We start from the raw sequence: 20,815 nt of genomic DNA on the forward strand, positions 1-20,815 counted from the left end.
ACTTAATCTAAATAGGAAAAGTAGAATCTATCAAATGGATAGATTCAATCACCATGGTTATATGGAACAAAATTGTAAAATGGGAAATTCGTTAACCAAAGGGGGAAAGAGTAATAATAATGTATTTCTTTCAGATAAATCATATATGTCGACATATGTATTATCGTATATATCATCAATATAATTGTCTTCATTTTATGGTTAAATGATATGAAATCTAAAAAGTATACTCTAAATAGCTAACAGAGTGGTGTTTTTTAAACCCTGTAAGCAGTAATAAGATCGTTAAGCTTTAAACGGATCAATAAAGTGAGAGATTTTCTCTTCACTGAGATATAAGTAAGTCAATTCATTATTTGATTCCATATTAAGTAAACTGAAAGAATAGTATTTTTTGAGATAAATTAAAAATATTCTTGTTTAAAGACCATAACTGAAGGTTTCAATGAGTTTACACTTTAAATGTAAACTCATTGGTTATATATACCATGAAACTACCAAAACAAAATAATTGAATAGTCTGAAAATCATTAGTATAATAGAAAAAAGGTCAAGGAGTTGGTTTCCTATGGAAAGGAATTTGCTTAACATACCACCACAACCCGAAGTAAACGTCACGGATTCTGAATTTGCTGAAATGGTGTTAAACAAAGCCCTTCGTAATTTCCGAAAAGAGCAAATCCGAAAAGAGATTGACCAGTCATTACAGGATCGAAACAAAGAAGAATTCCTACGATTAACAGAGAAATTGAAAAATATTTCTTAAAATGTTGTATTATTTCGAGATGATTTTGAAATGAACTTAACATAATCAAATGTTATCGGCATACTAAAAAGGATCTTCGTTGAAGATCCTTTTGTGCTGGCTTATTTAATTAATGCACCCTTTAGTTCAACAATCATTATTTCACACCACCGTATAATTATCTTCCAATGTCCTTATTTTTGGTCAGATATTACTCCAAATGTAGAGGCTTTAATATATGTTTGTCCTTGTAATGATCCAGTTGCTCAGATGTCCCAGTTACAACAACTCCAATAATTTCCACATCACTTTTTTTCTCCTCTATAAAAAACTGGATAGCCATGTTCGGCTAATAAATCAATATACAAATTAACATATGTTTTGACATATATTAATTTGTATATGTCAAAAACATTATTAATAATAAATTATTGTTGCTACACTAAATTATATAACTAGTTACTAGTTATATAATGATGAAAAAATTGATACAGGATGAGAATTATGCTCATCCTGTATCAATTTTTGGTTTTAGAGTGGTGGCTTATGGATTGTTCCTTCCTGAAACAACTCTTTTAGCATGTGACGGGCATAACCTTTAGCCTGTCCAAATGTTACTTTTGCGGGTAACGGCGCTTCACTTGCATCCACAATAACATCAATAATACACGGTTTTTTTGCAGATATCGCTTTTTTCAATGCAGGTAGTAAATCCTCTGGGTGTTCTACATGATATCCTATTCCTCCGCAAATATCAGCATAACGGGCAAAATCTGGGTTATGTAAATCGGTACCAAATTCAGCATTGCCCATTACTTCTTGTTCGAATTTAATCATTGCAATTTTATGATTATTAAGAACAATTACTACAAGTGGAAGATTATATTTTACAGCGGTGACAAAGTCATTCATCATCATTTGGAAACCGCCATCCCCACAAATTGCAAATACCTGTTTATCCGGATAAGCGATCTTTCCAGCAATTGCTCCAGGTAAGCCGCATCCTAATGTTGCTAGCCAGCTTGAGATGACAAACTTTTGATTTGTCATGTTGAAATGGCGAGCCATCCATACAGTAACATTCCCTACATCGACAGAAAGAATGGCATCATCATCTGCAACTTTCTGCAGGGCACGAATGACACGCTGAGGTTTAATTGGTATTGAATCGTCTTGTTCCTGCTCATGTAATTTTTGCCGCCACTCTTTTAAATTTGCCTGACATTCATTAAGAAATGAACCATCATTATGATCTTCAACCAAGGTAATGAGGTTGTTTAAAGTTTGATAAGCATCACCTGCTAGTCCAACATCAACGGCATAACGTTTTCCGATCTGAGATGGGTCATTGTCTAAATGAATGGTTTTTGCATTTTTAGGTAGATATCCTGTAAATGGGAAAGATGTGCCAATCATAATTAACGTATCAGCTTCTTCCATTGCCAAAGTTGCTGGTTTGGTGCCAATTAACCCAAGTCCTCCTAAACAAAAAGGATGTTCATCTGGAATAACACCTTTACCGGGTAGACTAAGAACAATTGGCGCTTTCATTTTTTCAGCAAATGTAAGGAGAGATTGACTTGCACCTCTAGCTCCTTTTCCTGCTAAAATAACAGGCCGTTTTGCTTCGTTTAAGATTTCAATAGCTTTCTTTACATCTTTTTCTTGAGGAAGTATGTTGGACTGAACATAAAAAGAACTAGTTAGCCTAGCATGTCGCTCGACTTCAAAATTTGGTATATCATCAGGAATGATAAGAACGGAGACACCTTTTTTATCATAAGCTGTTCTTATTGCCTGATTTACTACCGCTGGGAGTTGTTCCGCTGACATAACCATTTGACTATATACGGCTACATCCTTAAAAAGGTTGGCCAGATCGATTTCCTGAAAGAAATCTGTTCCCATTAAATCTGTTTCTACCTGTCCTACAATGGCTAATACTGGAGCTTTATCTAGTTTTGCATCATAAAGTCCATTTAATAAATGGATTGCACCAGGTCCAGCAATCCCCATACACACACCCAGTTTACCTGTTAATTTTGCATAGGCTGCTGCTGCTAAAGCACCAGCTTCTTCGTGCCTAACCTGTATAAAATTAATTTGGTCTTTTACCTTTCTTATGGACTCAATTAAAGTATTTATCGAGTCCCCCGGCATTCCATATATATGATCTACCCCCCAATCTATCAAAAGGTCCATCATATAGTCACCTGCAGATGCTCTAAACATAATATACCTCCTAGCTTTTTTGACTAGTTGGTATTATTTCCAATATGTTATAAAATCATTTATTTATGAAGCATTAGGGTTATTGACTATAAATTATTCTAAAAATACCGCGAACGAATCTGCTTACAATTTTATTAAGAGTCACCAGAAATAAGGCTAAATTTTTAAGACATTGTGAATGTTTAAAAAAATGACAATACGTAACAAGCAGTCTTAATGGTTTGTGATCATTCTTTACAATTCAGAAGCACGTGGAGACTGTTGTAAAAAAGAAAACAAAAAATTTTTACACATCTAAAAAAACTGGATAGCCATATTCGACTATCCAGCACTTTATATAGTACTTGTAAAATTTATTCAGCAAGAATTCTTAAGCTATCACCTTAAGCAAACCTTAGCTTGTGCTTTTATAGCCAAATTCCTATCTTTTTGATTTCCTGTAACCGGCAGCTATGGCCTCGGCCTGGGTGCAAAAACCTAAATCGGATTACTTTAGCAGTCATTACGTTGATAAAAAACCGTCCAGACGGTACAATAAAAATAATTAATGTTAATAATCAACTAAGGAGAGAACTTCAATGGAATCAAGAGCCGATATTAAGCGTCGTCTTATTTTAGATACGGCAAAAAAAATTGTAATGGAAAATGACTATAACGCTTTGACTTTAGACGCGGTAGCTAAACAAGCAGGAATTAGTAAAGGTGGTTTGTTATATCATTTTCCAAATAAAGAGCTACTTATGAAAGGTTTAGCAGAATACGTTCTTGAAGAATATGAAAAGAATTTCAAAAAATACGGAGAGAATGATTCAACTAAGACAGGAAAATGGACTCGTGCATTAATAGAAGTTACTAAATTTGATTTAGAACATAATGCTGAACTAAATGTAGGTCTTTTTGCTGCCTCCATCTTAGACCCAGAGATGTCTAAAAATATTTCCGATAGGTATAAGTCTACCCTAAAAAAATTAGAAGATGATGGGATAAATCCATTAACTGCAACTATCATCAGATTAGCGTTAGATGGACTTTATTACTCGCAAACGTTAAATGTAGCTCCTTTGGAAAAAGAAAGGGTAAATGAAGTGATTCAACAATTATTGAAAATGTCAAAAAGTGAGGGATAACTATGAATGCTTATTTACTATTAGCAATATCCATTGTAAGTGAAGTATTTGGTAGTTCAATGCTTAAAGCCACAAACGGATTCAAAAAAATCCTACCTTCTCTTGGTGTAATATTTGGATACGGGATAGCTTTCTATGCTTTATCTTTATCATTAAAGACGTTGTCACTTGGAGTGGCTTATGCCATTTGGGCAGGATTAGGAACAGCACTAACAGCATTAGTTGGAATTGCCATATTTAAAGAGAAGTTTAATGGCAAAAAGCTCTTTGGGCTGGTTTTGATTATCGGTGGAGTGATTTTATTAAATGTTGGCGGAGCACATTAATTCTAAAGAAGGGGAAGGGATATGAAGGGTTATATTTATTTAACGGTTTCAATTATTGCAGAGATTTTTGCTACTATCATGCTCAAACTGTCAGCTGGATTTACCGTTTTATTTCCGTCTGTTGGAGTAGTTGCTGGTTATGTACTTGCGTTTTATTGCTTATCATTATGTCTTCGTACAATTCCATTGAGTTTAGCTTATGCCATTTGGTCAGGAGTAGGAACAGCTTTAACTGCTTTAATAGGTGGAGTTGTATGGGGAGAAGTTTTTAGTGCTTTCAAGGTATTGGGGATTATATTGATTATAGGTGGAGTTGTAATATTGAACTCATCTAAAAATACAGGTGCAGAAAAAGAACTTTCAAACTAAGGTTCTTTTATTTTCGTGCTTCAACTAACTCCCTCTATAAAGAAAGGAATAACTCTGGATTTCTAGCTTTTTCTTAAGGTTTCATCATGATTTGACATCAAAGTTATGGATGTAAGTTAAAAATAAGGATATTTTTGGTTTGTTAAAGAAAAAAAGTCCTTAACTACCTAACCATGGTATTTTGAACAAAATGACCTCAATTCAAATCCCCCTTTAACGGAATAGTATTTTTACACTTTTTTCTTATTGGCTTTGTTAAGTAGTATTGTTGTTTTTCAGGTATAAAATATGGGAACGTCCGATTTGGACGTTCCCGTTCTTATTCCATTAAAGCCCCCGATTGTGGAATATCATTTATGTTGTCTTATTGAAGAAAAGCACCCGTTTGTTTAAGTGTAATTCTTCACAATCTTTAAATTAGTTTTAAGTAAAGTAAAATTATTCTTGGAAAAATCGCAAGTGAAAAATCGGCTAATTATTCTAAATTAAACTTTACATCTAATCTTAAAACTGGTCATCTTTTTATAAATCAGAAATTCATATCTCTTGGTGAATTGGTAAATAATATCCAAGAGGTGACAGGATGGAAAAGGATAAATTAAAACTCACATCTTCCGAAATTGGAACTTTGTGGGGAGAGTATGTAAATGGAACAGCTGTTGATATTGTAAATAGATATATGATTTCTATTATTGAGGACGAGTCAATAAAAGCCATTTTCGAGGATGCTATCAAGACTTTCGAAAAGCAAAAGAAACAAATCGTTACTTTTTTGGAGAACGAGAAATTTCCAGTTCCAATTGGATTTACTGAATCTGACCTCTTTAAAGGTAAACAGAGGTTGTTCACGGATATATTTTGCCTAAATTATTTACATATCATGACATTACATGGTTTGCTAGGACACTCAACTTCATTGGGCGTTTCTGTAAGAGAGGACTTACGGTATTTTTACGACTCTTGTGATAATGATGGGAAAAGGATGTATCATCAAACAATTGATTTATTGCTTGAGAAAGGGAGTTTTCAGAGAGATCCGCTTTTTTACCCTACCAAAAATCCTGAATTTATTTCTAGCCAAGATTTCACCGATGGATTTTTCGGAAAGGGTAGAAAATTAGCTGCAACAGAAATCATCAGTATTTCTTTCAACCTTAAAAAAAGTATTATGGCTAAAACTCTTTCTATCGCATTTAGTCAAGTCGCTCAATCAAAAGAAGTAAGAAAATTTTTAGAGGATTCCGAGAAAACGGCTGATCAACAAATAAAAGCCTTTTCAAAAATCATGCAGACGGATAATTTACCAGCTCCTAAATCGTGGGAAACAGAAGTGACAACTTCAACGGACTCTCCTTTTTCCGATAAGCTAATAATGTATCATATTGGTTTCTTGTACCAAGCTGCACAGGCGTATCACGGATTAGGTTTAGCATCAGCCATGCGAGCAGACCTTGTCACGGCTTATGAAAGCATCATTTTAAAAAATCTAATGGTAACAAAAAAATGGTTTAATATTATGGTACAAAATAAATGGTTAGAACAGCCTCCACTTGCTCCTAATAGAAAAGAAATTGCAAAAGAAAAATAATATTTGAATATGTGGGGATGACCCAATGAATAAAGTTGGTTTAAAAAAAATTTACACAATACTAGTCAAGGTAATTTGTTTCAGTAGAGTTTCCTAAGTCTACAAAAGAAAACTCAGTTTATTTTCATGGAATATTTAAGTACGCATCCGAATTATCGGGTGCTTTTTTATTGTGCTTTTAGTGAAGCCACTTCGGCAGAAATGCCTTCCATTTTCAATTAAACTTACCTTGAATGGCTTATTCAACAATCCTGGCCCTTTAACGGAATAACGTTTATTCCGACGTTAACTTAATTACCTAAATTTGCTGCTGAATTATTAATGCGAAATTGCACATCTTTTAGCCAGTTTGATATGCCCCTAATTAAGTAGTTATAAAAAAAACAAAAGCATGACACAAAGTATATCCAGAGTATGCGAATGTATTGATAACGACCCAATTGAGATATGAAAAGGTTTATTTAGTTAAATTTCAACCAAAATATGCTGGTTTAGGTTAAATACCTGGTTATTAAACAATTTCAATCCACTTTATCTTTTCAGGATCCCAATGAAATTCAATTATACTGTTATTCTTATAAAGAGAATTAATTTTCTCTTTAACTTGTTTCTCCTCCATGAATATTAACATCTTACAATTCCGTAATTAACAATTACAGTTTTTGAGAAAAAATTTACATAAACTTCAAATAAACTTTTTTTATTTATTAGCAAAGACAAAAAGATCCTACCGTGTATTCACGGGTTCTTTTCGTTCTTTACAACACGCTCTGTGCGAATAATCATTGGCCACCTTTTATCGTTCTTGATGTTCTCTAAATACTGAACCAAATACGTTTCCGTTATTCTTACAGGTACATATCCTAATCGCTGTCGGATGATATTTTCAACAACAAACATCTTTTTAGACAGATATATATAATTTCTGCCGGTTTCTTTTTCTATCTTTTTATATCGATCTGTATCTTCTTGTTCACCTGCCCGATGAAAAGTTTTCATATGGTGATACATTTCTCTTCTCTCTTTTCTGACGAACTTTAATAAATACAAAAGTTCGTAAGTTGAAAAAGTCATTAATTCCTGAGTGTTCTTATCAATATAATGATCGGCTACAAATTCCCTCACCCGTACTTTCAGCCTTTCATTATTCTGCATTGCCCTATTTGAATTCACTCTCATATCACAGAACCCGCAGTAATACTGAAATTCATTCATTTTTTTTATGTCACTTCCGCAATACGGGCACGTTATCTTTTTCATACTTGCTCTCCTCCTTAATGGATTGAACATGGTAATGAACTTTGGAAAAAGCTGCGTCAGCAGCCAATTACAGGCTCGATGCCTGTTAGATCTTATCCTTGAAAAAACGAATGTTTTTCTTCTATTCGTAGAGGTTTATAAATTCATTCACAATCTTAAAACTCTTATATTATATAAACAAAGGGGCAACGCCCCTTTGTCTTTCTTAAAGATAGCCTTTTTCTTTCAAGCTTATGTGGTTTCCTTTATGAGTTACAATGATATGGTCAAGAAGCGCTATTCCTAAGGTCTTCCCTGCATCAGCAATTCTCCTTGTAACTTCTATATCTTCTATGCTTGGTGTTGGGTCGCCGGAGGGATGCTGATGACTGACGATAATAGAGGCCGCATTGTTTAAAATAGCTGATTTCATCACTTCTCTTGGATGAACAACACTTGCATTTAAACTTCCAACGTGTGCCCGATGTAGCCCTATTACCTCATTTTTTGTATTAAGCATCATGACGAGAAACACTTCTCTGTCCTCATCTGCAATATAGGATGCCGCAAGCTTCTCTGCATCCATTGGGGAAGTGATTTTGTATGCGGCAAAAACTTCTTTTGCTTCCCTGATTTCCTGTCTGATTCGCACCACTTCAAAGATAGATTCTAAAGTCATTATTCATTCTCCTTTATGATTTTGGATTTTTCTTTTCCTTATTTCTGAGAGTTTTAAGGTTGTTTCCTATCCTCCTTTTCTTTTAAGTCCTGGGTTGTCCATTATGAAGCCGAAACGCTGATGTTCCCCAAAGGGGGATGATTTTTCCCCTTTTGCAAGGAGAACGAAAAACACGCATAGTCAATTGGTCAAGGGTGGTTTGAGCACAAAAACTTTTTTATGCTAGCAAGCAATCTTATAAAAAAGTTTTTTGCCCCTTGAACGATTGGCTCGCCGTCTTCGTTTCCTGCCGGAAAGGTTCGGGTTCCTGCCGGCTGGAGATGTAGTCGGCTAGCGCTGTTTTACGATTCGGATTCAAAAGGGAAAAGCACAATAAAAAGCAGCCACGAATGGCTGCTTACCTTTTGATCACTTATTCTTTAATTTTTTATATGTAGAATTTCAGGTTTCCGGCTCGTTCGGTATGGCGGCTGGCCGCAAATGGAACAGGAACCTGTGGAGTGTTAGGCGAAAGCCTTACAGCCCGCGGTTATCGGTCCATTTAATGCCGAAGCGACACGATACAGAATGACAGAAAGATGTTATTCCCTTTCTGATCAGTCTGTATCGTGTCGCCAAAATAAATAGCTTTTAAAAAGGAAATAGGCCTAACAGTGCTTCATAGAGTCTTCATTTTTATACTTATATGTTTAAACAAACGTTTATTTAAATATTTGTTGTTCATCAAAAACAGTTCCTCTAAACACGCTAAGCAATTTGGTTAAGTAATTTTTAATTTAGTTACTATTACTAGTTGTAATTCTTTCGTTTTTAAAAGCGTTCTTGGGGATATCAATAATGTCCCATGTAGTAATAATACCAAGTAAGCTTTCATGTGATTTCCCATTTTGGGTGATTAGTAAGGCATCCAATTTTTATCAATATGATTAAAATTGGATGTTATTATTTATAGTTCTGCTAGTTAAATCATTTTTTATGATATTAAAGATTAAATTTCTATTTTGATTCATTTAAGGAAATACTTTAAAAGAACAAATAAGACTGAGGAGGGATAAGAGAAATGGAAAACGCTATCCATAAAGGAGAACATCCGCATCGACATAGCATAGCTTGTGGGCATACCAAAATTCAACATGATGATCATATTGATTATGTCCATGACGGTCATCTTCACCGTGAACATGAAGGTCACTGGGATGAATGTAAGATCCCAATCAGTGAGACTAACCCTGATCATTGTAAACCGATTACTTGCGGTTGTAACCATGAAAAAGATTGTGGACATGAATTGGTTCCACATGGGGATCATATGGACTATATAATAAATGGAAGATTACATCACGTTCATAATGATCATTGTGATGACCATGGACCAGTCGAAATCGTTACAATAAAATAACCAAAAAGGGGTCCTACACTACAAGGACCCCTATAAACTCTTTTAAACTAATATATTTACATTAAGTGCGGAGTTTCTTATCTCTGAATAGTTATAGCGAGTTCTTTGGCTCCGTCCACTTTGACATTGTATATTATGAAACTTTGAGAAATTTCTCTATATTTACCCAACAAATATTTTTCGTCGATCATAGGCAAAAATAATCATCGCCGTACCTAAGATCGCACAAATAATATACATAGATGAGTATGAGAAAATATCAGCCATAGGCCCCATAATGACACCTCCTAGCGAAACACCTAAATCAGCCATAGCAATAAATAAACCTAGTAACACATTGCGGTTCATCTGCGGCAAGACAAAGCTTAAATACGTTGTTAATGTTGGATAAATGAGTGCCTGTGCGATCCCCATTAACATTGCACCAGCATAGAAAAATACAGCTCCACCCGTTGTAGCAAAGCTTACACATTGCGCGGCTAATGCTAAAAGAAACATAGTCCCCATGATAAAAAATGGATGCCATTTTCCATCTGAAGGAATTTTTTTTCTTAAAGCAAAACGTGCAAAGACAACAGTACCGGCCTGAAGCATCAGATAAATTCCGGCATTGCCGCTTTTCAATTGCATTGCGTACAGCGGTATAAAAGTAGTAATAGCCCCAAATACAACGGAAGAAACTAACATCAAAACGCTGCATTTAAACAAATACGGATTTTTTATTAACTGACCAAATGACTTAAACATACTTACTCCCTGTTCCATACTATTTGTAACAGGTTGATCCTTTCTTTTTTCCATTTTGGCACTATAGCCAACTACTCCTGTAAACAGAGCAATTGCTATCATCACGATTGTGAAATAATCCATCCCGCCTTGCCAAATGCCTAATGCCAGTAGGGGGCCAATTATACCTGGTATATAAGAGAATAAAGAATAAAGTGAAATGCCCTGAGAACGGTCCTTCTCTGGCAGTGCATCAATAATACCTATTTGTAATGCCATCGAAAAGAAAGCTGTTGAAACACCTTGTAACATACGGGCAACTAAATAGCCCCCTAATCCAGTAAACGTATATAGGATTAAAGCAAACCCATTAATAATAAGAAGAATGCGTAACACTTTTATCGGTCCATGTTTTTGAATAATATGACCTGCCCATGGTCGAAAAAACATGGTTGTAAACAAATATGCCCCCATGATCAAGCCAATAGTTGTATTGCTGGCTCCTAATGATTCCCCTTGTAAAGGGATAAGAACATTTAGTATCGAGTTGGCACTAAAATATAGAAGAACCAACAGATACAAACGCAGAAAGGGCCAAGACAGCGCTCCACTCACTATTTACTCTCCTCCTAAAAAAGTTCTTTGACTTTTTGTAGTTAATCTGCTCTCCTTTCGAAGTCTTTTCATTACACACAAAATCTGTATTTCTTTCCTATTTACTCTGCGAAAGACTGAAAATGTGGATATTCCTGCTTGTCTTACTTCGTCTTTAAAAATACTATTAAAACGTTATTAACGCCTGTAATAATTTCCTTGCGTACTCTGACTGAACGTCCTTTAATTGTTCGATTTGTACCGTTTCTTCAATTTGACCATCTCTAAAAATAATGACTCTTTCACAAATAAAAGCAGCCGCCTGTATGTCATGGGTTATAAAAACATAACTCATGTTGTAGATTTTTTTTAATTCTTTTAATAATTCAAGGACCTGTGTTTGAACAGAAACATCTAAAGAACTGATGGCTTCATCCAATAAAATACATCTAGGTTCTGTAGAAATGGCTCTTGCAATACACACCCTCTGAACCTCTCCTCCTGATAACTCATTAGGATATCTTTTTCTATAAGATGGATTTAAACCAACTTGATGTAATAGATGATCAATCTTATTTTCATTTTCTTTTGTTACCTTATTTTTCATTTTCAATGGCTCCATAATGGCTTCTTCAACAGTGAAGAATGGATTAATGGAAGATTTATAGTCTTGAAAAACAGCGCTGATATTACCTAATCGCACTTCTCTATTTTCTACATCCTTTCCCTCAAACAGAACGTTTCCACAATCAGGCTTTTCAATTCCTAGTATCAAACGCCCTAATGTTGATTTTCCACTTCCGCTTTCTCCGATAATACCGAGACATTCCCCTTTCTTACATTCAAAACTAACATTCTTTAAAACGTTCTGTCTTTCTGAAGAAAACAATCCACCTTTTTTATAGGACTTCTCAACACCATCAACCTTTAGCAACTATAGCTCCTCCCTCCATTAATTTCTTAAAGTTATTACTCAGGGCTAGTCTAGTAGACACTAAATATTTCGTGTAGTCATGTTCCGGTTCTGAAAAAATGACTTGTGTACTCCCTCTCTCGATAATTACTCCATCCTTCATTACTAATACTTCATCCGCAATTTTTCTTACAACTCCTAAATCGTGTGAAATAAAAATCATCGAACAGCCCATTCTTTCTCGCAACTTGATAAACTGTTCAATGACCTCGAATTGCGAAATAGTATCAAGCGCTGTTGTCGGTTCATCAGCGATAATAATGTCAGGCTCTAAGACGATTGCTAGCGCAATCATAATTCGCTGCAACATTCCTCCAGATAGCTGATGTGGATATTTGTTCATAATCTCTACCGGATTTTTCAGCATGACACTCTCCATGGCATCTTTCATTTTTACTTCCATTTCTTTTTTACTCCAGTCGAAATGTTCATCAAGTGTTTCCTTTAAATGAACACCAATCACACAAGAAGGGTCAAATGCACTCATCCCATTTTGTAAAATCATGCAAAGGTTTCGTCCCCTTTTCTTTCTCATCTCCTTTTCGGAAATTTTTGTTAAGTTCTCTCCTTTAAACAAAATATCCCCTGATTGGCGAAGCGAGAACCTATTTAATCTCATGATTGACCTGCAAGTAACTGACTTACCGCTTCCGCTTTCTCCAACTATTGAAAGGCAGCTTCCTTTCTTTACATTGAATGAACTATTATGGATTATCTTCTTACCCGTATGAACATCCCATATCTTTAGGTTTTTAACTTCTAATATATTTATCATTTAATCTCCACCTCTTGTTCTTGAATCTTCATTTTAGATAGAGGCATATTGTGTTTGTTTTTGCAGTTTACTAATTTAGGATCTAAAGCAACTTGAAGGGCATCAGATAAAAAATTAAAAGCTGATACGACAACTATGATGGCTAAACCGGGTGCTAACATTAACTCAGGTCTTGTAAACATCACTTCCCTGGCCTCATTTAACATCATTCCCCATTCAGCATTTGGAGCTTGAATGCCTAAGCCCAGGAATGAAAACCCTGAAATTTGCAAGATCATCGAACCAATAGAACTGCTTGAAATGACGGCGATATCAGAAAATGTAACAGGCACAATGTGCTTATAAATAATTTTTATATCACTTAAACCAGATGCTTTTGAGAATTTTACATAGTCTAATTCCGCATACTGCATAACAGAAGTTCTGATGATACGAGCAAACCAAGCCCATTTAATCAAAATAAATGCAATCAATATATTTTCAAGACCCACGCCCAAAATACCAATAATCGCCAACGCCATAACGTATCCCGGAAATGAAAGCATGATGTCACACATTCTCATAATAGAGGCATCTATTTTCCCTCTAAAGTAGCCTGCTAGAAAGCCTAATACAGCCCCAATCAAAACAGATATGAATAAGGCGACTAGCACCCATAAAATGCTAGGGCGAATCCCATAAATTAATCTCGATAAGATACATCGACCAAGGTGATCATTACCTAATAGGTATTCCCACGAAGAGGTTGCATACCGAAGGCTCATATTTACTTTGTTAGGATCATGTGGGGCAAATATAGGAGCAAATAGCCCAATGACTATTGTTACAAAAATGACGAATAGAGATATAGTACCTAGCTTATCTTTACTTAAATTTTGCATGATTCTCATTTAGAGTTCATTCCTTAATTTAGGATCCATCGCAGCATTTATTATGTCAGAAATCGTATTAAACAAGACAAAGGCTACTGCTAATATAAGAACATACGCTTGGATAATAGGGAAATCTCTGCTTAGTATCGCTCTAACACTTAGACTTCCTAACCCTGGCCAAGCAAAAACGTTTTCTATCACGACTGTACTTCCCAATATAATGGGTATAGCCATACAAAAAATCGAAACGGCAACTTGCAATGAATTTCTTAAGATATGAATGGTGATTTTCCTCTCTGTTAAGCCACATGCCCTTCCATAAAGTACATAGTCTTCATTTAAATTGCTTAACATTGAACTTCTAACGACCCTAAAATAAATGCCTGCATAACTTATCGCGATGACGATAACCGGTAGAATGTAACTCTTATAGGAATTCATACCGCTTGTTGGCAACAAATCCAATTTAACAGAGAAATACCAAATCATCAGAGATGCCAGCCAGTATGACGGCATCGCCGTTAGGAAAAATGAAAATCCTCTTACTGACTTATCCAATATTTTTCCTGCTTTCATCGCACAAATAACACCTAATAGTATGGATAAAACAATAATGACAACAGATGAAACGAACGTTAACTTGAACGTATTCAGAAATGCTGGACCTATTAATGACCAAACTGGTTTTCCTGTTACATATGATTCCCCAAAGTCCAACTGTAAGCAGGCAATAACCCACTCAAAGTATCGTATGATAAATGGTTTATCCATTCCAAATTTCTCTTTCGTTTGAGCAATTAATTCATCAGTTATAGTTGGAACACCTTGTGCTTGCAATACCACTTCGGCTGGATCTAAGGGAGAAAGATTAATTAACACAAACGTAAAAAATGAAATGACCAGAAGCAAAGGGATTGAAATGAATAGCCTTTTAATAATGTAACTTCCCATACAAAATCTCCTTTAAATAGAAAATCACTAGAGCAACACACATGTATCTACATTTTTATAAATTTAAATAAAAAGATTTACTCTTCACATAAATAAAAGGGGAAAGATCCCCCTTTTTTTAATTTTCTATTTAAAGTTCATTTGCTCAAATGGTAACTCAAATTGTGTTTGCTTAAAGGAAATGTCGTTTAACCTTTTGGGAGCAACTACAGTGACACTGCCATTTGATATTGGAATAAAGACAGCTTCATCATGAACTATTGTCAAAATATCAGCATATAACGATTTTCGTGTTTCCTCATCCGTGGACACCATTACTTCATCAATTTTTTTGTAAAGTTCATCTGCTTTCGCAATGCCACTTGTCGTATGTAAGTAAGAAGCCTCAGAAGTAAAAGCAGAAATTGTACTTTGTGGATCATACGCCAGACCCCATGTTTGATTGAATAATAAATCATAGTCACCAGTTGATCTTCTATTAGCGATTGAAGTTGATTCCTCACCGATAATCTCTAGCTGAATACCTGTCTCTTTTAATGAATTTTGAATAAATTCAGCCTGTGTTTTTTGGGAAGAAGAATTGCTGTCATAATAAAGGTTCATTGCTAATTTTTTGCCATCTTTCGTTCTAACTTCAGCACCATTACCTAATTCCCAGCCGGCTTCTTCTAATATCTCTTTCGCTTTCTCTAAATCGTAGCCTCGTTTCTTCAAATCGACATCTGCATAATTGACATTAGATGAAAACAATTTATCGGCTACTGTTTCTGTACCATTTAAAATATCCTTACTAATTGTTTTACGATCGATAGAGTACCAAATCGCTTCACGAACAGCTTTTTCACTTACTGGGTTATCAGATTGACTACTATTAGCTACGATCATTTTCGTATTCATTGGTTCACTTTTAACAAATTGATAATCACCAGATTCAACTAATTGATTCATTGCTTCGACATCAAGACTGTCTGCACCTCGATCATCTGTAAATGCAAAGTTAACTTCCATTTTTTGCAAGGCTAAAAATGTCGTTTCCCCTGCTGGAAGAACTTTAGAAGTAATTTTCTTGATTTTAGGTGAGCCACCCCAGTAGTTTTCATTGGCTTCGAAAGTGGCAAACTCATCCGTTTTATGATCAGTGAGAACGTACGGTCCTGTACCGTTGTAGCCATTTACGCCGTCTTTTGTTTCCCCGTCAATGAAATTTTTGGGTGACAGGAATACATAAGGTCTAGTCATAGACAATTCAACCAAAGTTGGATAATAGGCTTCTGACAGAACTAATTCAACGGTATACTCATCTACTACATTACAACTCTCTATTTTTGTTGATAGCTTAATCCAGAAATGCTTTTCTGGATTATTTTGTACAGCCTCAATATTCTTCTTCACTGCTTCTGCGTTAAATGGTTCCCCATCATGGAATTTCACATCTTCCCTTAAATGAAACGTGTATACTTTTCCATCTTCTGAAACTTCCCAGGACTCGGCAAGTAAAGGCTTAATCCCCTCTTCCGTATTTTCAACTAATGATTCATACACCATTCCTTGAGCTGGCATTGAACCTGGGTACAAATGAGGATTCATATCGTTAATATCTTTGGCTGATGCATAAACTAATTCGTTTTCACTATTAGCTGCATCACCATCCTTTTTCTTACCATTAGACTTTTCCGAAGTTGCAGAGCAGGCAACTAGAATAGTTAAAACCAAAAAAACGAGAACTGCTAATTTATATCTTTTACTAAACAATATAATTCCTCTCCCTTTAGCCTTACTTTACTTAATTTGAACGTGACTTTTTTTATTGACCCAATATGATCTCCATTCACCCCTTCTATAAATCGAAATGATTACTATTTAAATAGTATATAACCTCTTAGTTAAATACAAGGACTAAAATTGTAAGGACTTACCGGTTAACTTTCATCTTTATTGTAACCAAGCTCGATTACCGATTTGAAGATATTTCCAAATACAGAATTCCCCTTTGAACACACTATGTGAAACCCTGACCAATCTAAAACTACGAGTGAAACTTAAATCCCCTTAATATCATGTCTGATTCCGTTTTATGATTGGCAGAGGCCTTTCATTTATCAACCTTTTGGCTTTTTATGTTTGTTGAGCCTGCCCTTTTATTATCTATTTTTGTATAAATTTCTTCTAATAAGTCAGGATCCTCTGAAATAGACCGCTTATTTTCATCTACTAATTCTTTAAAGTTTTTCTTTCTCATCATTTTCTCCTCTTCAATGACATGACGAAACTCTCTTTCCAAGTCACTAAGGCAAAGCTCGTATAATTTTTCTTCGGTCTCCATGTCTGTTCCAAGTTGCTGAAGTTGGCTGATGATGAACTTTTTTCTATTTTCAACGGCATTTCGCAAGATAGCCCCCATAAATGGTTCACCTTCAAATATATATTCGATTAAGAAAGGATCCCCTGATCCTTTTCAAGGGTCATTAATTCCTTTTTTAACCTTTCCTTATCCAAATGATCTCCAATCAAAACTAAATTGGTCGAAAACCTAATGGATTGAGCAAATATGTATGGAACTCCATAGGAATATTGAATCAAGTGGGTACGAGAGTCTTCCTTAAAGCGTAGAAATCCTTTTATCCTAAAAACGTTAGGCGACATGGCTTTAAGCCAATTCTCAAAGGCTTCTCGATGTATTTCTACTTGAAATTGATAGGTCATGGTTTGGATGTGCAGGTGATGATGGACATGCATCTGTTCTCTGCTTTGATCGTCTTTCACTTCCCGTCTTGTTCGGAAAGTGGATATTGGTACATCCGCAAACGTGGTGATAGATAGCTGTGCCCTGGGGTTTAATTCTTTTATTTCTGTTTGAATGTCTGCTAATTCCACTGAAGACACACAGTCTGCTTTATTAAGCAAGATGTGGTCTCCATGCCTTACTTGTTCCGCTAATAACTTTTGAAGCTGATTGTTTAATCTTGCTCGATCTAGCCACCTTTTAGCATCGACTAAATTAATAATGGATTTCACCTGAACGTAAGGGGCAATGACAGGTGATAAGCATGCGTCCAATATTTCGATCGGATGAGCAACACCTGTAGCTTCAATATAAATAACATCCGGCTGCTCTTGCTGGTACAACATCAAAAGCTGAATCTCCACTTCGTCTTTCATCGTACAGCAAATGCAGCCATTTAAAAGCTCCGTAAGGGTAACATCCGACCCGATTATTCCTGAATCAACCGAGTATTCTCCTAGTTCATTCATTAATACAGCGACTTTACGGCCTTTCTCTTTCTCTTTCATCAATAAGTTTTTCAATAAGGTCGATTTCCCACTACCTAAAAATCCAGCTAAGATATAAATTTCAACATTTTTTTTCATATACATTCCTTCTTTCTTGCTTTCCAATAACATCCAGTACCTTTTTAGAAATAGGAAATTGCAATAAGGCAAGACGTTCGGATTTGCTAGGTAAGTTAACTAATAATCTCTCCAACTATGAATAATTTTGATTTATAAACAGGAAGGGCATAGTCCGTAAACTTCAAACTTATGATGATGGACGGTACATCCCTCAAGGGATGGATCTATCAAAGACATGGGAGATATCGAAATTTCTTTAGCAGATAGACATTTTTTGCATATAAACAAGTGCTGGGGAGATTGCTCATCGCTTTTTAAATAATAGAGACATTCTCCATCGCTGTAAGTGAACTCCATCATTCCTAAATCAGAAAATAAAGAAAGATTTCGATAAACGGTATCCGTACTAATGTTTCCTAAGGTCCGGTAAAGATGTTTGGTAAGGCGTTTAGCCGAAATCAACTGATTTCTTTGCTTAAGAAAATAAGATAAAATCTCCAACCGCTTCGGGGTGCATTTGTAGCCTTTTTCTTTTAAGATAGCTTCGCATACCTCCAATAGCAAAGGAATCATCTCCTCTCCTCTACTGCGGAAACCCACTCCCACTGTCCATCCCTTATTTCAACATGGCCTAATCCGGGAAAAGGATAGTGGCAGACAAACAGCAGCGTTGAATGTTTATGAGCTTCTTCCAGAAAAGAGGTACGTGTTTGTTGCCCTATTTCTGGTGATACCTCGGCCGCAATATGAGACGGTAAGTGCTGCAAAGCACTCGGATAACTGAGAATATCAGAAGCAACGAATAAGCTTTTTCCCTCTGACTTAATAGAGACGGCCAGATGACCTATTGTATGACCGGGGGTATGCTGAAGACGGATGCCCGGATAGATTTCAAAATCCGAGGAAGCCAAAACAATTTGATTTTTAATTGGCCTTAATTTATCATGTTCTTTCGATTCAGGCCGGTTCATCCAATAGTTCCATTCTTCCTCTCTAATAATATGATTGGCCTTGGGAAAAACCGGAATCCCTTTATGCGACACTCCTCCAATATGATCCATGTGACCGTGAGTGATAATAACCGTGTCAATGTCCTCTGGATAAATCCCCTCTTCTTGAAGACGCTCTAGCAATTGTCCGCTTGTTGGCAGGTACTCCCTCCCGAAACCAGCGTCCACCAGCATCTTCCTCTCCCCTGTATCAACGAGCAAAAAGTTAAGGGGAGCAACAAAATGATTTGGAATATCTTCAATGATTTTTTTCGGTGTGTCTGCAAAAAAGAATTCCTTAGATACTGGAAAAACCCCGTCCGACAATACGATTAAATTGAATGTCCCAATTTGGAAATGCCAGTTTACTAACTCTTTTATCATCTCCCTCCCCCTCTCCTAATTGAAGGAATTTGATAGTCCTCTTCATCCTTTAGAATTTTATCGAGTGCTTGCCACGTCATCAATGCACAGTTATGCCGTGCTTTAAGTGCATGGACTCCTTGCAGTGATAAACTATCTTCTAAATCTACTTCATCTGTCACATCCCCATTGCGGATGAGCTGCTCAAATGCGTTCCTAAGTCTTGCAATTTCTTTTAAAGACTTATTTTCGATCAATTCTGTCATCATAGATGCAGAGGCCATACTAATGCTGCAGCCCTCACCAATGAAGGCTGCTCTCTTAACTCGATCCTCTTTAAGATCTAAATAAAGGGTCATAACATCGCCGCAGGTAGGGTTTTTATAATGAACTTTTCGAACATGATTCCCGTCCAATTCTTCAAAATTTCTCTTGTTCCTGTAGTGGTCCATGATAACTTGGCGATACAGGTTATCAAGCATAGATGAAGTTCTCCCTTCAGTTTTTTGCTTTTAGTTTGCTATGCAATTTTTAAACTGTCGTTCCAGCTCTCCTTTGTCCAGATCCTTTCCAATGAAAACAAGCTGACTTAATTTTGGTTCTGTTTCTTTCCATTTTCGATCCGGATGTCCTGAAAACAACATATGTAGTCCTTGAAAGACAATTCGCTGTTCCATTCCTTTCACATGAAGAATGCCCTTATACCGCAGTAAGTCCTGCCCTTTTTCACGAACAAGGTAGCTCATCCAGTGATCTACCTTTGCCATATCAAGAGGTTTTTCTTCCTGAAAAGCGATGGATGATACCGTATCATTGTGGTGATGGTGGTGATGGTCTTCCAAAAAATGCGGGTCAATTTCAAGCTTTCGACTGACATCAAACGTATTAATACCAAGAATATCTTTCAAATGAATTTGGCAGTTTTGAGCATGTATTCTTTTCGCAGCTGGATTGATGCTAGATATTCTTTGTTCTAGAATATTCAGATCCTCTTTAGATACTAAGTCTTTTTTATTTAGAATGATCACATCTGCGAAAGCAATTTGCTCCTGTGCTTCATCATGATCATCTAAGTGTATAGTGACATGTTTGCTATCGACCACTGTGACAATACTGTCTACTTCAAATTTTTCAGATAACATGTCGTCCATAAAAAAGGTCTGGGCGACTGGTGCAGGATCAGCAAGGCCTGTTGTTTCAATTAATATTCGATCAAATTTCACTTTTCCTTGATCCATAGAAAAAACAAGAGTACGCAGAATGCGAATTAAATCTCCGCGAACGGTGCAACAAATACATCCATTGTTCATCTCTAAGATTTCTTCATCAGAATCAACAACGAGCTGATTATCTATCCCAACTTCTCCATACTCATTGACAATGACTGCAACTTTTTGGTTATGTTTCTCGGTCAATATTCTGTTTAAAAGAGTTGTTTTCCCGGCTCCTAAATAGCCTGTCAAAATCGTCACCGGTATTTTTTTCGAAGACAGCATATTCATTTTTTTCATCTCCAT

At 35.9% G+C, this 20,815-nt stretch carries 21 protein-coding genes; 6 read left to right on the plus strand and 15 right to left on the minus strand.

Annotated elements, in window-relative coordinates:
• The first annotated feature begins 568 nt into the window (after positions 1-568).
• Positions 569-766, plus strand: coding sequence for an IDEAL domain-containing protein (locus QFZ72_RS28110; protein WP_307440347.1), 198 nt, complete (start codon positions 569-571; stop codon positions 764-766).
• Positions 767-1,276: 510 nt separating this feature from the next.
• On the opposite strand, the gene QFZ72_RS28115 is transcribed toward QFZ72_RS28110, so the two are convergent.
• On the minus strand, positions 1,277-2,977 hold the full coding sequence (locus QFZ72_RS28115; protein WP_307440349.1) for a pyruvate oxidase: 1,701 nt from the start codon (positions 2,975-2,977) through the stop codon (positions 1,277-1,279).
• A gap of 578 nt (positions 2,978-3,555) precedes the next feature.
• On the opposite strand from QFZ72_RS28115, the gene QFZ72_RS28120 reads away from it, so the two are divergent.
• The 4 genes from QFZ72_RS28120 to QFZ72_RS28135 all read left to right on the plus strand — a co-directional run bounded on the left by QFZ72_RS28120 (position 3,556) and on the right by QFZ72_RS28135 (position 6,387).
• Complete coding sequence (locus QFZ72_RS28120) at positions 3,556-4,104, plus strand: TetR/AcrR family transcriptional regulator (RefSeq protein ID WP_307440350.1); 549 nt, start codon at positions 3,556-3,558, stop codon at positions 4,102-4,104.
• A 2-nt stretch (positions 4,105-4,106) separates the two neighbouring features.
• Positions 4,107-4,430 carry a DMT family transporter gene (locus tag QFZ72_RS28125; protein ID WP_307440351.1) on the plus strand — a complete coding sequence of 108 codons (324 nt, stop codon included), beginning with the start codon at positions 4,107-4,109 and terminating at the stop codon, positions 4,428-4,430.
• 21 nt (positions 4,431-4,451) lie between these two features.
• Positions 4,452-4,799 (plus strand): DMT family transporter, encoded by a 348-nt coding sequence (locus QFZ72_RS28130; protein WP_307440353.1) that lies wholly within the window; start codon positions 4,452-4,454, stop codon positions 4,797-4,799.
• A 583-nt stretch (positions 4,800-5,382) separates the two neighbouring features.
• Positions 5,383-6,387 carry a DUF3231 family protein gene (locus QFZ72_RS28135; RefSeq protein WP_307440355.1) on the plus strand — a complete coding sequence of 335 codons (1,005 nt, stop codon included), beginning with the start codon at positions 5,383-5,385 and terminating at the stop codon, positions 6,385-6,387.
• Positions 6,388-7,125: 738 nt separating this feature from the next.
• Here the strand turns inward: QFZ72_RS28135 and QFZ72_RS28140 are convergent.
• Positions 7,126-7,647: a hypothetical protein gene (locus QFZ72_RS28140; protein ID WP_307440357.1), complete on the minus strand. Its 522-nt coding sequence runs from the start codon at positions 7,645-7,647 to the stop codon at positions 7,126-7,128.
• Between the two features lie 205 nt (positions 7,648-7,852).
• A complete protein-coding gene (locus QFZ72_RS28145; protein WP_307440358.1) occupies positions 7,853-8,305 on the minus strand; it encodes a JAB domain-containing protein in 453 nt (150 codons plus the stop codon).
• A gap of 1,060 nt (positions 8,306-9,365) precedes the next feature.
• Between QFZ72_RS28145 and QFZ72_RS28150 the strand changes: the two genes are divergently transcribed.
• Positions 9,366-9,704, plus strand: a complete 339-nt coding sequence (locus QFZ72_RS28150) for a hypothetical protein (protein ID WP_307440360.1) — start codon at positions 9,366-9,368, stop codon at positions 9,702-9,704.
• Between the two features lie 162 nt (positions 9,705-9,866).
• Here QFZ72_RS28150 and cntE read toward each other — a convergent pair whose 3' ends face one another.
• The 12 genes from cntE to QFZ72_RS28210 form a co-directional block, all read right to left on the minus strand.
• A complete protein-coding gene (gene cntE, locus QFZ72_RS28155; RefSeq protein ID WP_307440362.1) occupies positions 9,867-11,045 on the minus strand; it encodes a staphylopine family metallophore export MFS transporter CntE in 1,179 nt (392 codons plus the stop codon).
• Between the two features lie 166 nt (positions 11,046-11,211).
• Positions 11,212-11,958 carry an ABC transporter ATP-binding protein gene (locus tag QFZ72_RS28160; protein WP_307440363.1) on the minus strand — a complete coding sequence of 249 codons (747 nt, stop codon included), beginning with the start codon at positions 11,956-11,958 and terminating at the stop codon, positions 11,212-11,214.
• Complete coding sequence (gene cntD, locus QFZ72_RS28165) at positions 11,945-12,769, minus strand: staphylopine uptake ABC transporter ATP-binding protein CntD (protein WP_307440665.1); 825 nt, start codon at positions 12,767-12,769, stop codon at positions 11,945-11,947. Before cntD ends, QFZ72_RS28160 begins: the two co-directional genes overlap by 14 nt.
• Entirely contained in the window at positions 12,769-13,662 is an 894-nt protein-coding gene (gene cntC / locus QFZ72_RS28170) for a staphylopine uptake ABC transporter permease subunit CntC (RefSeq protein WP_307440365.1), read from the minus strand. Before cntC ends, cntD begins: the two co-directional genes overlap by 1 nt.
• Entirely contained in the window at positions 13,663-14,595 is a 933-nt protein-coding gene (gene opp1B / locus QFZ72_RS28175) for a nickel/cobalt ABC transporter permease (RefSeq protein ID WP_307440367.1), read from the minus strand.
• 126 nt (positions 14,596-14,721) lie between these two features.
• Positions 14,722-16,347 carry a staphylopine-dependent metal ABC transporter substrate-binding lipoprotein gene (gene cntA / locus QFZ72_RS28180; RefSeq protein WP_307440369.1) on the minus strand — a complete coding sequence of 542 codons (1,626 nt, stop codon included), beginning with the start codon at positions 16,345-16,347 and terminating at the stop codon, positions 14,722-14,724.
• Between the two features lie 340 nt (positions 16,348-16,687).
• Positions 16,688-16,996, minus strand: coding sequence for an FbpB family small basic protein (locus QFZ72_RS28185; protein WP_307440370.1), 309 nt, complete (start codon positions 16,994-16,996; stop codon positions 16,688-16,690).
• 29 nt (positions 16,997-17,025) lie between these two features.
• A complete protein-coding gene (locus tag QFZ72_RS28190; RefSeq protein ID WP_307440372.1) occupies positions 17,026-17,964 on the minus strand; it encodes a CobW family GTP-binding protein in 939 nt (312 codons plus the stop codon).
• Between the two features lie 132 nt (positions 17,965-18,096).
• Positions 18,097-18,519: a Fur family transcriptional regulator gene (locus tag QFZ72_RS28195; RefSeq protein WP_307440374.1), complete on the minus strand. Its 423-nt coding sequence runs from the start codon at positions 18,517-18,519 to the stop codon at positions 18,097-18,099.
• On the minus strand, positions 18,516-19,319 hold the full coding sequence (locus QFZ72_RS28200; RefSeq protein ID WP_307440378.1) for an MBL fold metallo-hydrolase: 804 nt from the start codon (positions 19,317-19,319) through the stop codon (positions 18,516-18,518). Before QFZ72_RS28200 ends, QFZ72_RS28195 begins: the two co-directional genes overlap by 4 nt.
• Complete coding sequence (gene sufU / locus QFZ72_RS28205) at positions 19,316-19,780, minus strand: Fe-S cluster assembly sulfur transfer protein SufU (RefSeq protein ID WP_307440381.1); 465 nt, start codon at positions 19,778-19,780, stop codon at positions 19,316-19,318. Before sufU ends, QFZ72_RS28200 begins: the two co-directional genes overlap by 4 nt.
• A 30-nt stretch (positions 19,781-19,810) precedes the next feature.
• On the minus strand, positions 19,811-20,794 hold the full coding sequence (locus tag QFZ72_RS28210) for a CobW family GTP-binding protein (RefSeq protein ID WP_307440666.1): 984 nt from the start codon (positions 20,792-20,794) through the stop codon (positions 19,811-19,813).
• Positions 20,795-20,815 lie beyond the last annotated feature (21 nt).

Origin of the sequence: Bacillus sp. V2I10 (assembly GCF_030817055.1) — a bacterium.
Taxonomy (GTDB): Bacteria; Bacillota; Bacilli; order Bacillales; family Bacillaceae; genus Bacillus_P.